17 protein-coding genes are annotated in these 12,466 nt (G+C 68.1%); 7 read left to right on the top strand and 10 right to left on the bottom strand.

Annotated elements, in window-relative coordinates:
* Nucleotides 1-26: 26 nt before the first annotated feature.
* From ACI2JO_RS10970 to ACI2JO_RS10960, 3 genes are read left to right on the top strand one after another with little or no spacing between them, the layout of a single operon-like run.
* On the top strand, nucleotides 27-1,082 hold the full coding sequence (locus ACI2JO_RS10970; RefSeq protein ID WP_404720723.1) for a type III polyketide synthase: 1,056 nt from the start codon (nucleotides 27-29) through the stop codon (nucleotides 1,080-1,082).
* Nucleotides 1,082-1,765: a methyltransferase domain-containing protein gene (locus ACI2JO_RS10965; protein ID WP_404720871.1), complete on the top strand. Its 684-nt coding sequence runs from the start codon at nucleotides 1,082-1,084 to the stop codon at nucleotides 1,763-1,765. Before ACI2JO_RS10970 ends, ACI2JO_RS10965 begins: the two co-directional genes overlap by 1 nt.
* Entirely contained in the window at nucleotides 1,747-2,823 is a 1,077-nt protein-coding gene (locus ACI2JO_RS10960) for an NAD(P)/FAD-dependent oxidoreductase (RefSeq protein ID WP_404720722.1), read from the top strand. Before ACI2JO_RS10965 ends, ACI2JO_RS10960 begins: the two co-directional genes overlap by 19 nt.
* 109 nt (nucleotides 2,824-2,932) lie before the next feature.
* Here ACI2JO_RS10960 and rplS read toward each other — a convergent pair whose 3' ends face one another.
* The 5 genes from rplS to ACI2JO_RS10935 are packed head-to-tail and all read right to left on the bottom strand — an operon-like array spanning nucleotide 2,933 to nucleotide 5,028.
* Entirely contained in the window at nucleotides 2,933-3,316 is a 384-nt protein-coding gene (rplS, locus tag ACI2JO_RS10955) for a 50S ribosomal protein L19 (RefSeq protein WP_404720721.1), read from the bottom strand.
* Nucleotides 3,313-4,047, bottom strand: a complete 735-nt coding sequence (gene trmD, locus ACI2JO_RS10950; protein ID WP_404720720.1) for a tRNA (guanosine(37)-N1)-methyltransferase TrmD — start codon at nucleotides 4,045-4,047, stop codon at nucleotides 3,313-3,315. Before trmD ends, rplS begins: the two co-directional genes overlap by 4 nt.
* Complete coding sequence (locus ACI2JO_RS10945; RefSeq protein WP_404720719.1) at nucleotides 4,044-4,370, bottom strand: hypothetical protein; 327 nt, start codon at nucleotides 4,368-4,370, stop codon at nucleotides 4,044-4,046. The genes trmD and ACI2JO_RS10945 overlap by 4 nt, the downstream gene beginning before the upstream one ends.
* A complete protein-coding gene (locus ACI2JO_RS10940; RefSeq protein ID WP_404720718.1) occupies nucleotides 4,367-4,735 on the bottom strand; it encodes a type II toxin-antitoxin system VapC family toxin in 369 nt (122 codons plus the stop codon). Before ACI2JO_RS10940 ends, ACI2JO_RS10945 begins: the two co-directional genes overlap by 4 nt.
* 5 nt (nucleotides 4,736-4,740) lie before the next feature.
* Entirely contained in the window at nucleotides 4,741-5,028 is a 288-nt protein-coding gene (locus ACI2JO_RS10935) for an AbrB/MazE/SpoVT family DNA-binding domain-containing protein (RefSeq protein ID WP_404720717.1), read from the bottom strand.
* Between the two features lie 63 nt (nucleotides 5,029-5,091).
* Here ACI2JO_RS10935 and ACI2JO_RS10930 point away from each other — a divergent pair, with 63 nt between their 5' ends.
* On the top strand, nucleotides 5,092-6,000 hold the full coding sequence (locus tag ACI2JO_RS10930) for an NAD(P)/FAD-dependent oxidoreductase (protein ID WP_404720716.1): 909 nt from the start codon (nucleotides 5,092-5,094) through the stop codon (nucleotides 5,998-6,000).
* Between the two features lie 82 nt (nucleotides 6,001-6,082).
* Here the strand turns inward: ACI2JO_RS10930 and rimM are convergent, their stop codons facing one another.
* The 5 genes from rimM to ACI2JO_RS10905 form a co-directional block, all read right to left on the bottom strand.
* Entirely contained in the window at nucleotides 6,083-6,577 is a 495-nt protein-coding gene (gene rimM, locus ACI2JO_RS10925; protein ID WP_404720715.1) for a ribosome maturation factor RimM, read from the bottom strand.
* Nucleotides 6,546-6,686: a hypothetical protein gene (locus tag ACI2JO_RS10920; protein WP_404720714.1), complete on the bottom strand. Its 141-nt coding sequence runs from the start codon at nucleotides 6,684-6,686 to the stop codon at nucleotides 6,546-6,548. The genes rimM and ACI2JO_RS10920 overlap by 32 nt, the downstream gene beginning before the upstream one ends.
* A gap of 54 nt (nucleotides 6,687-6,740) precedes the next feature.
* Nucleotides 6,741-7,166, bottom strand: a complete 426-nt coding sequence (gene rpsP, locus ACI2JO_RS10915; protein WP_404720713.1) for a 30S ribosomal protein S16 — start codon at nucleotides 7,164-7,166, stop codon at nucleotides 6,741-6,743.
* 126 nt (nucleotides 7,167-7,292) lie between these two features.
* Nucleotides 7,293-8,801, bottom strand: coding sequence for a signal recognition particle protein (ffh, locus tag ACI2JO_RS10910; RefSeq protein ID WP_404720712.1), 1,509 nt, complete (start codon nucleotides 8,799-8,801; stop codon nucleotides 7,293-7,295).
* Between the two features lie 276 nt (nucleotides 8,802-9,077).
* Nucleotides 9,078-9,632 carry a DUF924 family protein gene (locus ACI2JO_RS10905; RefSeq protein WP_404720711.1) on the bottom strand — a complete coding sequence of 185 codons (555 nt, stop codon included), beginning with the start codon at nucleotides 9,630-9,632 and terminating at the stop codon, nucleotides 9,078-9,080.
* A 16-nt stretch (nucleotides 9,633-9,648) separates the two neighbouring features.
* Here ACI2JO_RS10905 and ACI2JO_RS10900 point away from each other — a divergent pair, with 16 nt between their 5' ends.
* Genes ACI2JO_RS10900 through ACI2JO_RS10890 form a run of 3 tightly spaced genes read left to right on the top strand, consistent with a single transcriptional unit; the run spans nucleotide 9,649 to nucleotide 12,457 of the window.
* Nucleotides 9,649-10,827 carry a MiaB/RimO family radical SAM methylthiotransferase gene (locus ACI2JO_RS10900; RefSeq protein ID WP_404720710.1) on the top strand — a complete coding sequence of 393 codons (1,179 nt, stop codon included), beginning with the start codon at nucleotides 9,649-9,651 and terminating at the stop codon, nucleotides 10,825-10,827.
* Nucleotides 10,824-11,756, top strand: a complete 933-nt coding sequence (ftsY, locus tag ACI2JO_RS10895; RefSeq protein ID WP_028966018.1) for a signal recognition particle-docking protein FtsY — start codon at nucleotides 10,824-10,826, stop codon at nucleotides 11,754-11,756. Before ACI2JO_RS10900 ends, ftsY begins: the two co-directional genes overlap by 4 nt.
* A complete protein-coding gene (locus tag ACI2JO_RS10890; protein WP_404720709.1) occupies nucleotides 11,753-12,457 on the top strand; it encodes an inner membrane-spanning protein YciB in 705 nt (234 codons plus the stop codon). The genes ftsY and ACI2JO_RS10890 overlap by 4 nt, the downstream gene beginning before the upstream one ends.
* Nucleotides 12,458-12,466 lie beyond the last annotated feature (9 nt).

Below are 12,466 nucleotides of genomic sequence, written 5' to 3'. Positions count from 1 at the left end.
TGCTTCACATGCGTTAGGCGCAGGTAATGCGCGCCATGCCCCATATCGCCGCCGTCGGCACCGCCGTCCCAACCCACGACATCCACGCCGCCTTCGTCGACTGGGCCGAGCAGCGTTTGCCCGAGCGCGAGGCGCGCGTGTTCGCCCGGATGGCGGCGCGCGCGGGAATCAAGCATCGCTGGTCGGTGCTCCCGGCCGAACAGGGCTCGCCGGTCGGCGCGACCGGCTTCTACGCCGCCGAGCCGCATCCCGGTACCGGTTCGCGAATGGCGCTGTACGCGCAGGCGGCACCGGCGCTGGCGCTGGCAGCCATCGCCGATCTGGGTGCGCAGGTCGCGCTCGACGATATCACCCACCTCGTTGTTGCGAGTTGCACCGGATTCGTCGCGCCCGGCATCGATCAGGTCATCGCCCGCGCGCTGGACTTGGCCGGCAGCGTCGAGCGCACGCTGGTCGGCTTCATGGGCTGTTATGCGGCAATCGCCGCCTTGCGCACCGCACGCCACATCGTCCGCTCCGAGCCGACGGCGCGCGTGCTGGTCGTGACCGTCGAACTTTCGACGCTCCATCTTCAGGCCGAGCGCGCGATCGAGCCGCTACTGGCCATGCTGCAATTCGGGGATGGTGCCGCGGCGGCACTGGTCACCGCGATACCGCAAGGCCTGACGATCGGCCAACCGTTCAGCGCCACCGTACCCGATGCCGCCGACATGATCCGCTGGGACATCACCGATCATGGCTTTGCGATGCACCTGTCGGGCAAAGTGCCCGGACGGATAGGCAATGCGTTAAGCGACCCGGCGCTGGTCGCAACGCTCACCGGTGGGCACGCGGTCGACTGCTGGGCGGTTCACGCCGGCGGTCGCTCGATCCTCGACGCCGTTGAGCACGCGCTGGCGCTGCCCTCCGACGCGCTCGACGATTCACGCGCGGTGCTCGCGGCCAACGGCAACATGTCCTCGGCGACGCTGATGTTCGTGCTCGCGCGCGTGCTGCGCGGCGCGCCGGTCGAGCATGGCATCGCACTCGCGTTCGGCCCCGGCCTCGCCGCCGAGGGGCTGACATTCGCGAGCGCGGCGTGATGCTCGATCAGCGCGCCACTGCCGAAGAGTTGATGGACGCCGACGATCTGCCGCCGGACATCTACGCTGCGGTTGTCGCAGATCTTGCGCGGGTCAATGTCGTAACGATGGCCGCCCGCCCGACACTGGCGTTTCTCGCGAGGCTCACGAAGAAAGGCCAGCGCTACCGCCTGCTCGATGTCGGCTATGGTGACGGCGATATGTTGCGGCGGATCGCGGATTGGGGGGCACGGCGCGGCATCGCCTTCGATCTGGTAGGTGTCGACCTCAACCCGCGCAGCGAAGCGGCCGCCCGTGCGCATACACCGCCCGATCTCGCGATCGACTGGCGAACCGGCGACTATGCCGATTTCGCAGGTCAAGGCTGGGACTTCGTGATCTCCAGCCTCGTTGCGCATCACATGACTCGTGCGCAACTGACCGCATTCCTGCGCTTCATGGCCCGCGAAGCGCGGGTCGGCTGGCTGGTCAACGATCTGCACCGCCACGGCTTCGCGTATCATGGCTGGCCGCTGCTGGCTGGACTGTTTGGCTGGCACCCGATCGTGCGGCATGACGGGCGGCTCTCGATCGCGCGGAGCTATCGCCCCGCCGAGTGGCCGCCGTTGCTCGCAGAGGCCGGGATCAGTAAGGCGCGCGTCTTCCGCACATTCCCGTTTCGGCTGTGCGTCGCCAGCCGCTGATCCTCGGCGGCGGGCCGGCCGGCAGCGCCGCGGCGATCACGCTGGCGCGCGGCGGTGCCCGGCCGCTGGTGATCGAGCGGACGCGCGAAACCGGCGACGCGCTGTGCGGCGGTTTCCTGAGCTGGCGGACGCTGGAGACGCTCGCGCGGCTCGGTGTCGACGCCGACACACTCAACCACTCGCGGGTGACGCGGGTGCGCATCTTCGCGCGCGGCCGCGTGGTCGAGACGGCGCTGCCCGCCCCTGCCATCGGCGTCTCGCGCGCCCGGCTCGACTCGCTGTTGCTCGACCGGGCGATGTCCGGCGGGGCAGCGGTGGAGCGGGGCGTTGTCGCGCGTGCGATCGAGAACGGTGCGGTCCGCACTGGCGATGGCGCGCTGCTGGCGAGTGGCGCACTGTTCCTCGCCAGCGGTAAGCATGACGTGCGTGGTGCGGCGCGCCCGGCCGACGCGCGTGGCGTCGACCCAACCATCGGCCTTCGCACCCGCCGCCGCGGTGCCGACGTCGCGCGCTGCGTCGGAGATGTGATCGAATTGCACCTGTTCGACCGCGGCTATGCCGGCGTGGTGCTGCAAGAGGACGGCAGCGCAAATGTTTGCCTGGCGATCCGCCGCTCGCGTCTGACCGAGGCGGGCAGTCCGGACGCCCTGCTCTCCGTGCTTGCGTCGGAGCTTCCCGCCTTCGCCGACCGGCTCGCAGGTAACGCGACGCCGGTGGAGGCGATCGCAAACGTGCCGTACGGCTGGCGGGCGATTGGAGGCAACGATGGCTGCTTTCGGCTCGGCGATCAGGCGGCGGTGATCCCGTCGCTCGCGGGCGAAGGCATGGGCATCGCGCTGGCCAGCGGCGTATCGGCGGCCAAGGCGTGGCTGACGGGCGAGCCGTCGTCGGCATGGCAAACCCGCTTCGCTCGCCAGACCGTGCGCCCCGTGGCGGTCGCCAGCGCGATCCGGGCCATGGCGGAACGCCCGCCGATGATCGCGGCGCTTTTGCCAATCGCGGCGCGCCTCGGCTTGATCGACGCGGTCGCCGCCGCGACGCGGGTCGGTCAATCCTAGCCTTCGCCTACTTCGTCATTGCTTCGCTGCGCTCACATGACGGAAACGAAAAGAGGCGCGGCGGTCGCCCGCCACGCCTCTTCGCAAAGCCCCGACGGAGCCGCGCCGATTACTCGGCCGCGGCAACCGTGCGCGTGTCGCGACGCTCGGCGATACGCGCCGACTTGCCGGTGCGGCCACGCAGGTAATACAGCTTGGCGCGACGCACCGCGCCCTTGCGCACCACCTCGATCGAATCGACGTTCGGCGAGTACAGCGGGAAGACGCGCTCAACGCCCTCGCCGAAGCTCATCTTGCGGACGGTGAACGACGAGCCCATGCCCTTGTTCGAGCGCGCGATGCACACGCCTTCGTAATTCTGGACGCGGGTGCGCTCACCCTCGACCACCTTCACGCCGACCTTCAGCGTATCGCCGGGGCGGAATTCGGGGATCTTCTTGGTTTCGTTGAACTTGGCGATCTGCTCGGCTTCGAGCGTCTGGATCAGGTTCATTGTTCGTCCTCAGTCCGTTGCCGCGCGCCAGAGGGCGAGCCGACCCGAGCGCCCTCATGACGCTCCCAAAGGTCTGGCCGCCGTAGCCGTGTGTCGATCTCTGCCTGACGTTGCCGCCAAGCCGCGATCTTCGCATGATCCCCCGACCGCAGCACCTCGGGGATCGTGCGCCCTTCCCATTCGACAGGTCGGGTATAATGCGGATATTCAAGGAGGCCGCTTTCGAAGCTTTCCTCGACTCCGCTGGAAGCCGCGCCCATTACGCCGGGAAGCAGCCGAACGCAAGCGTCGAGCAGCACCAGCGTCGCCATCTCGCCCCCCGACAGGATGTAATCGCCGATCGAAACCTGCTCGACGCCGCGCGCCTCCAGCAGCCGTTCGTCGAAGCCCTCGAACCGCCCGCACAGGATCACCGCACCCGGTCCCGCCGCCAGCGCACGGACCCGCGCTTGTTGCAGTGGCGCACCCCGCGGCGTCATCGCGAGCAATGGCCGCCCATCGGCCTGCGCATCGACCGCGCGCGCGAGAATGTCGGCACGTAGCACCATCCCTGCCCCGCCCCCCGCCGGCGTATCATCGACGGTGCGATGGCGATCGGTGGTGAAGTCCCGGATATTGACCGCGTCGAGCGACCATTTGCCCTCTGCCAGCGCCCGCCCGGCCAGCGACGTGCCGAGCGGGCCGGGAAACATCTCGGGATAGAGCGTCAGGATCGTGGCGCGGAAGGTCATTGACGTCCCAATGAATAGACGATGCTGGCCGCCGCCGCACCGAGAAGAAACGCACCGGCCGCATAGACCAGCCCGAACATCGCAAACGCCATCGCCATCCCGCACGCATCGACGCCGCACCGCTCCGGCGACGCGAGCATCGCATGGACAAACAGCCCCACACACAACAACGCGCCGAGCGACGGCAGCGGTAAGGACGCGGTCAGGATGAGCCGACGTCGCGACCAGCCCCGACCACGAAGAACCAGCAACACACCAGCCAGCACCGCCGCCGCCATCGCAGGCACGCCGACCAGCCACAGCAGGTCGCTCGCCGTCATCATGGCAACGTCCAGTTCTCGATCCTCAGATCGGGAATGTCGGCGAAGTCGCGTTCGTTTTTGGTGACGAGGGTGAGATCAAGCGACAGCGCATGGGCTGCGATCAACATGTCAAAGCTACGCCGCCGGAACTTCAGACGCGCGTAGATGCGGCCGGCGAGCAGGTCGAACGGCAAAATCTCGAACAACCTGGGCAGTTGGTCCAGCGCGCTGAGCGACGGCCGCTTGCCGTTCCAGCTACCGAGCGCGACCTCGGCAAAAGCAATCGAAGAGATCCCGATATCGCCCGGCCGACACGCTTCGACCCGCTGGCGCAAAACGTCGGGGCCGCCACCCAGAAGCGCAATGACGATATTGGCGTCGAGCATGAACGTCACGCGCTCGGATCCTCACCCCAGCCCGGCCAGTCGGGATCATCCCAAATCCGCGGGGAACGATCGAATTCACGCTCCTCCGATGTCAACGGCTTCAAATCTGGGCAGGAGCCCCACAAGCCGGTGAGGTCGATCCGTCCGGCGTCATTCACCGCCTCGAAGGAGAACTTGCCGGCCTCCTCGCGGACCCGAACCTCCTGCCCGGCCTCGAAGCCAAGCGCCTTCGGCAGCCGCAACGCCACAGAATTGCCGGACTTGAACACCTTGGCGCGATATTCGTTACCCATCGCCAGCCTCCTGTATGTACGGCGTGTATATACGGGCCGCGGGGCGTGCAAGATGGAGGGTTCGTGGACGATTGCATCATCATCGGCGCAGGACCGGCCGGGCTGACCGCCGCCATCTATCTGGCGCGCTACCATCTCGCCATCCGCCTGTTTGACAACGGATCGAGCCGCGCTGCGATGATCCCGTGCACCCGCAATCATGCCGGCTATCCCGAAGGGATCGCCGGCAAGGACCTGCTCGCGCTGATGCAGGCGCAGGCGGAAAAATATGGCGCCCGACGCGAGCCGGTAAAAGTCATTAGCCTCACGCGTGACGGCGACGACTTCGTTGTCGGTACCGATCATGGCACGCACCGCGCGCGGACCGTGCTGCTCGCCACCGGCGTCGTCAATCATCGCCCCGCCCACCTGTTACCGGACGTCCATGATCCGGCACTGGCCCGCGGGTTGTTGCGCTATTGCCCGGTCTGCGACGGCTATGAAGTGACCGACCGCCGCGTCGCCGTCATCGGCACCGGCGATCACGGGATGCGCGAGGCACTGTTCCTGCGTGGCTTCACTCGCGACGTGACGCTGGTGTCGCCCGAGGCTGAACATGATCTGGACCCGGCGTGCGCGCAGGCGCTCGACGATGCCGGCGTGGTGCGAGTCGACGGACCATGTGGCGGCTATGCGATCGAGGGCGAACAGTTCGCCTTCGACACAGCACGCGGACGGATGGCGTTCGACAGCGTCTATCCCGCGCTCGGCTCGCGCATCCGCTCACGGCTCGCGGTCGAGGCCGGCGCGCGCGCCAGCGACGAAGGATGTTTGGAGGTCGACGACCATCAGCGGACCAGCGTCCCCGGCCTGTTCGCGGCGGGCGATGTCGTTAAGGGGCTGGACCAGATCAGCCATGCGATGGGCGAGGCCGGGGTGGCGGCCACCGCGATCCGCAACCTGCTGGCGGAGCGAAGTCCGCTCAGGAGGTAATCGCATCCCCCGTTCGCGCTAAGCTTGTCGAAGCACGTGCCCCAGACACGCCCTTCGACAAGCTCAGCGCAAACGGGTGGCGTCAAGGCTCGACGAATTCGGCCTCAATCACCAGCTGCTCATCATTCCATTCCGGCACCGCCGAGATTGGCACCATGAAGGTCTTGCCGCTAGCGCGCCGAACCTCAACGACGTCGCCAGCACCGAAATTCTCGACCGCCGCGACGACGCCCAATTCCTCCCCGGTCGTGGAAACCGCCGCGAGCCCGAGCAGATCGGCGTGATAATATTCGCCCTCGCCAAGCGGAGGGAGCGCATCGCGTGGCACGGTCAGCACCGTTCCGCGCAACGCCTCCGCCGCGGTGCGATCCGCGACCTCGGCGAAGCGCGCGATCGTGCCATCACGCAACTTTACCAAGTTCAGCGCCCCGCCGTTGAACGAGCGGTGTGAGGCCAGATCGTCCGCAAAGACTTTGAGCCGCACCTCACCCGCCACGCCATGCGCGCCGGTAATCGCGGCCAGCACGATTACGCCGGCCGGCACCTCACTCGCTATCGGGCGAGTCGCCGTCGCCATCGGGGGCGTCGTCGCGCCCTTCGGCGGGGTCGTTGGCGGAGACGCCTTGGTTGGTCGCGTCTTCATGGTCCTCGGGCGCGGTGCGCGGATCGGGATCGGCGGTCATCATGCGCTCTCCTGTTCGAGTGAACGGGAGCAACGCACGACGACCGCGATCGGATGCTTATTCGGCGGTCGCTTCGGCCTCGGAAGCAGGAGCCTCTGCCTCGGCCGCCGGCGCCTTTGCTGCCTCGGCAGCGGCTTCCTCGGCCGCCTTCTGCTTCTCGGCGCGCTCTTCGGCGCGCTCCTTGGCCTTCTCGCCCGGCTCGGCCTTCTTCGGGTTGCTGCGTGCCGCGCGCTCCTTCACGCCGGCCGCATCGAGGAAGCGTGCCACGCGGTCGGTCGGCTGCGCGCCCATCGCCAGCCAGTGCTTGGCGCGCTCACCGTCGAGCACGATGCGCTTCTCGTCGTCCTTGGCGAGCAGCGGGTTGTAGTTGCCCAGCTTCTCGATGAACTTGCCGTCGCGCGGGCTGCGCGCGTCGGCGACGACGATGCGATAGTACGGACGCTTCTTCGAGCCACCACGCGACAGGCGAATGCTGAGTGCCATTTGCTAACTTCCTTGCTTCTTCGTTTCGTCGCCCCCGCGGAGGCAGGGACATGTTTTCGTTTCAACGACCGGCGCCCCTCGTCAGGGAGAGACCTCGAGCCCCTGCCTCCGCAGGAGCGACGATCGCTATCTCTTGAACTTGAACCCGCCGGGCCCGCCCGGAAGGTTGCCGGGCAATCCGGGGAGCCCCGGACCACCGCCCGGCCCGCCCAGCTTGCCCATCATGTCGCCCATGTCGGCGCCCCCGATCGCATTGCCGAGCCCGCCGAGCCCGCCCTTGCCGAGCATCGCCATCATGCCCTTCAACCCGCCCATCTTCTTGATCTTCTTCATGGCGGTCGACATTTCGAGGTGCATCTTCAGGAGCTTGTTGACCTCCTGCACTGTGGTGCCCGAACCCTTGGCGATGCGGATCTTGCGCTTGGCGTTGATCAGCTCGGGCTTGGCGCGCTCCTTGACGGTCATCGAGCCGATCATCGCGTCGAGATGCACCAGCATCTTGTCGCTGCCCGGCGTCGCGTCCATCGCGGCCTGCGCCTTCTTCATCCCCGGCAGCATCCCCGCCAGCGCACCGAGCCCGCCCATGCGCTTCATCTGCGCGAGCTGGCTGCGCAGGTCGTTCATGTCGAACTGACCCTTGGCGAGCCGGTTCGCCATCCGCTCGGCGTCTTCCTGCTGGATCGACTCCGCGGCGCGCTCGACCAGCGAGACGACATCGCCCATCCCGAGGATGCGCCCGGCAACCCGCGACGGGTGGAACGCCTCGAGCTGATCCAGCTTCTCGCCGACGCCCGCAAACTTGATCGGCTTGCCGGTGACCGCGCGCATCGACAGCGCCGCGCCGCCGCGCGCATCGCCGTCCATGCGGGTCAGCACGACGCCGGTCAGCGGCACCTGTTCGGAGAAGTTAGTCGCGACGTTGACCGCGTCCTGACCGGTCAGCGAGTCGACGACCAGCAGGATTTCCTGCGGCTTCGCGACATCGGCGACCGCCTTCATCTCGTCCATCAGCGCCTGATCGACGTGCAGGCGGCCCGCGGTGTCGAGCATCAGCACGTCGAAGCCCTGCAGCTTCGCCGCCTGCACCGCGCGGCGCGCGATCTCGACCGGCTGCTGCCCGGCGATGATCGGCAGCGTCGCGACCTCGACCTGCGTGCCGAGCGTCGCCAACTGCTCCTGCGCCGCCGGGCGATTGACGTCGAGCGACGCCATCAGCACCTTCTTGGCGGTCCGCCCGGTCATCGATCCGGTCGAAAGCCGCTTCGCGATCTTGGCGGTGGTGGTGGTCTTGCCCGAGCCCTGCAGGCCGACCATCATCACGATCGCGGGCGGCGCAACGTTCAGGTTCAGATCGGCGCCTTCGGGATCGTCGCCGCCCAGCATCCGCACGAGCGCGTCGTTGACGATCTTGACGACCTGCTGCCCCGGCGTGACCGAGCGGAGTACGTTCTGCCCGATCGCTTCTTCGGTGACCTCGTCGACGAACTGCCGCGCGACCGGCAGCGCCACGTCCGCCTCGAGCAACGCGACGCGCACCTCGCGCATCGCCTGACGCACGTCGGCTTCGGTGAGCGCACCACGCCCCCGCAGCCGGTCGAAGACGCCGCCAAGACGATCGCTGAGGCTATCGAACATCGAAACTCCTTTCACCCGCCGCAAAACGCAAAATACGCCGGCGGGCGAAACCTCGCCGGCCAGCGTGCGCCACAAGAGCGCTTGATCCTTGCGTTCACCAACGGAACTTGGGTGATCGCCTAGCGGAAAGCGATATGGGAAGCAAGTTTGTTCGGGTCTGGCGCCCTTGCCACTCCGTCATCGCCGCGAAGGCGGGGATCCAGACGCGCAGGTCTGGTGATAGAGTAGCAACGTCATAGGTTCTGGATTTCCGCCTTCGCGGGAATGGCCGGGGGGCTACCAGCCGCCACCCGCCTCCAAATATACCCGCTCCGCCTCGGTCGTCTCGCGCCCCAGCGCCGCATTGCGCGACGGAAACCGCCCGAACCGCGCAACCACGTCGGCATGATCGTGCGCGAACTTCACATTCTCCTCGATTCCCAGCGCCTCGAACATCGCGACGCTCCTCGCCTGCCCCGCCGCATCCTCGGCGTGCATCAGCGGCATGTAGAGGAACACCCGCTCCTGTTTCGACAACTCCGTATCCCACCCGAGCGCGATCGCCAGATCGGTCAGTTCACGCGCCAGCGGGTCGGCCGCGAACGCCTCCGCCTTCCCCCGGAACAGGTTGCGCGAAAACTGGTCGAGCACGATCACCGCCGCCAGCAGCGTGCGCGGATCATCCCGCCACGCCGCAGCTTCGCTCTCCAGCACCCGGGCGCGCAACGCCCCAAACCGGTCGCGGATCGTTGCGTCGAGGGCGTCGTCCTTCGCGAACTGCTGCTCTTTGCTCAGCCCGAACCAGAAGTCGCGCACCGCGCGCGCCGCAGAGTCGACTTCATCCGCCGTCATAACTAGATCGCTCCTCATGTCTTTATCCACCCAGCCCGAGGTCGTGACGCTCGGCTGCCGTCTTAACATCGCCGAAAGCGCGGCGATCCGCCAGATGGCGGGTCGCGGGCAGGTGGTGGTGAACGGCTGCGGCGTCACCCATCAGGCGGTGAAAGATACCCGCGCCGCGATCCGCCGGCTGCGTCGCGCGCGTCCGGAGGCCGAGCTGATCGTCACCGGCTGCGCTTCGGAGATGGACCGCGACGGCTTCGCGGCGATGCCCGAGGTCGATCGCGTGATCGGCAATGCCGCCAAGCTGCTCCCCGCCACCTGGGGCGCACGCCCGAACGCGCCGCGCCCAATCCCGCAGACCCGCGCCTTCGTCGGCGTCCAGAACGGCTGTGACCATCACTGCACCTTCTGCGCGATCCCGCAGGGCCGCGGCCGCAACCGCGCCGAGCCGATCGTGGCGATCATCCCGCAGATCGCCGCGCTGGTCGAGCACGGCCAGCGCGAGGTGGTGCTGAGCGGGGTCGATCTCGCCAGCTACGACGATCGCGGCGCGCGGCTGGGCGCGTTGGTCGAGCGGCTGCTCATTGAGGTGCCGGCGCTCGAACGCCTGCGCCTCTCCTCGCTGGACCCCGCCGCGATCGACGACCAGCTGCTCGCGCTCCTCACGCAGGAGCCGCGCGTGATGCCGCACGTTCATCTGTCCGTGCAGGCCGGCGACGACATGATCCTCAAGCGGATGCGCCGCCGCCACACGCGCGGCGACGTATTGCGGCTGGTCGAGCGGCTCAGGGCGGCGCGCGACGTCGCGATCGGCGCCGACCTGATCGCCGGCTTCCCGACCGAGGACGACGCGATGTTCGCGAACACGCGCGCGCTGATCGACGAAGCCGACATCAGCCACGCGCACGTCTTCCCCTATTCGCCCCGCAGCGGCACTCCGGCGGCGCGGATGCCGCAGGTCGCCCCCGCCATCGCACGCGACCGTGCCGCGCAGCTACGCGCCGCCGCCGCCGATCGCCTCGCCCGCCGCCTCGCCGCGCAGGTCGGCACCGTCCAGCCGGTGCTGGTCGAAAAGCCCGGCGACCGTGGCCACGCGCCCGATTTCACCGCGGTGCGTCTGCCCGCGCCTTCTCCCATCGGCGGTATCGTCGCGGTGACGATCACCGCCGCCGCCCCCGACCATCTGACCGGAATCATCGCATGAGCACGAGCTGGCACGATAAGCTGCTGGGCGGTTTTCGCCGCACCTCCGACCGCCTGGTCGGCAACCTCGCCGGGCTGGGCGGCGCACGGCTCGACGAGGAGACACTCGACACCGTCGAGGAAGCGCTAATCGCCTCCGACCTCGGCCCCGCCACCGCCGCCAAGGTTCGCGACCGGTTGGCCGAGGGGACGTTCGAGCGCAACATGGAGGAACTGGGCATCCGGCTGGTCGTCGCCGAGGAAGTCGAGAAGGTGCTGCGCGACGTCGCCAAGCCGATCGGGATCGACGCCTTCCCGCGCCCGCAGGTGATCCTCGTCATCGGCGTCAACGGCTCGGGCAAGACCACCACGATCGCAAAGCTCGCGCATCTGTTCCTCGAACAGGATTATGCGGTGATGCTCGCGGCGGGCGACACGTTCCGCGCCGCCGCCATCGGCCAGCTCAAGACCTGGGCGGAGCGGATCGGCGTGCCGATCGTCACCGGCCCGGAAGGCGGCGACGCCGCCGGGATCGTCTGGGACGCGGTCAAGCAGGCGACCGCGATCGGCACCGACGTGCTGATCGTCGACACCGCCGGCCGGCTTCAGAACAAGCGCGAGCTGATGGACGAACTGGCAAAGATCCGCCGCGTGCTCGGTCGCCTCAACCCCGCCGCGCCGCATGACGTGCTGCTCGTGCTCGACGCGACCACCGGGCAGAACGCGCTGAGCCAGATCGAGGTCTTCAAGGAAGTCGCGGGGGTCACCGGGCTGGTGATGACCAAGCTCGACGGCACCGCGCGCGGCGGCGTGCTGGTCGCAGCGGCCGAACGCTACGGCCTGCCGATCCACGCGATCGGCGTCGGCGAGCAGATGGACGACCTGCGCCCGTTCGACGCGCGCGAGGTCAGCCGGATCATCGCCGGGATCGACGGGGGCAAGCAACGATGAGCACGCCGCAGAACGACGGCCATGGCGGCGTCCGCGCATTGGTCGATTACGGCCCGCTCGCGCTGTTCTTCGCCGCCAACTTCCTCGTCCCCGCCGAGGTCGCGCGCGGGATCGTCGCGCATTTCACCCCGATGCTTTCGACGCTGAAACAGGTCGAGGCGTTGCTGCTCGCGCGCGTGATCCTCGCCACCGCGGTGTTCGTGCTCGCCAGCGTCGTCGCGTTGGTGATCGCAAAGGTGAAGCTCGGGCGCGTGCCGCCGATGCTGCTGATCTCGGCCGGGCTGGTGATCGTGTTCGGCGGGCTGACGATGTATTTCCGCGACCCGCGCTTCATCCAGATGAAGCCGACGATCGTCTATGCGCTGCTCGCCGCGGTGCTCGGCTTCGGCGTCGCGACCGGTCGCCCCCTGCTCCAGCAATTGATGGGCAGCAGCTATCCCGGCCTGCGCGAGAGTGGCTGGCGGCGGCTGACGCTCAACTGGGTGTGGTTCTTCGTCGTGATGGCGTTCCTCAACGAGGCGGTGTGGCGCGGCGCGGCGGTCGCGGTCGGCCCGCAGCGCGGCTGGGACCTGTGGGCGATCTACAAGGTGTGGATCGTCATTCCCGCGACGATGCTGTTCGCAATCGCCAACGTGCCCATGCTGATGCGCCACGGCCTCACCCTTGGCGATGACGCGCCACCGGTGCCGCCGGAGGGCTGAACCAGCCCT

It is taken from the genome of Sphingomonas sp. NPDC079357 (assembly GCF_044901155.1).
Lineage (GTDB): Bacteria > Pseudomonadota > Alphaproteobacteria > Sphingomonadales > Sphingomonadaceae > Sphingomonas.
This window is presented reverse-complemented; position numbering and strand designations above follow the sequence as displayed.